This is a genomic window from Microvirga sp. HBU67558, from assembly GCF_018069605.1.
In the GTDB taxonomy this organism is placed as follows: Bacteria; Pseudomonadota; Alphaproteobacteria; order Rhizobiales; family Beijerinckiaceae; genus Microvirga; species Microvirga terrae.
In genome coordinates this window covers 1-296 of the sequence record NZ_JAGPUP010000112.1, presented here as the reverse complement: position 1 = coordinate 296, position 296 = coordinate 1, and the positions used below count along the sequence as shown (strand labels likewise).

The window sequence follows — 296 nt, the reverse complement described above, 5'->3', positions numbered from 1 at the left end:
GGCTTTCATCTTCATCACCGGCAGCACCGATGGGCTTGGCCGCGCGGCGGCGCAGGCCTTGATTGAGCAGGGGCACCAGGTCGTTCTTCATGCCCGCTCGCAGCAGCGTGCAGCGACGCTCGCGGACTTCGCGTCGCGCTCTGCCGGCATCGTGGTCGGAGACCTCCGCAGTGCGGTCGAGACCCGGTCAATCGCGGACCAGGTCAATGCCATTGGCCGGATGGATGCTGTCATCCACAATGCCGGCATCTACACCGTGCCGAGCCGGTTACCGACTCCTGAGGGGCACGCGAGCA

At 66.2% G+C, this 296-nt stretch carries 1 protein-coding gene; it reads left to right on the top strand.

What is annotated here, in order from left to right; genetic code table 11:
* A partial coding sequence (locus KBI52_RS00450) for an SDR family NAD(P)-dependent oxidoreductase (protein WP_210804744.1) occupies positions 1-296 on the top strand: 296 nt, incomplete at both ends.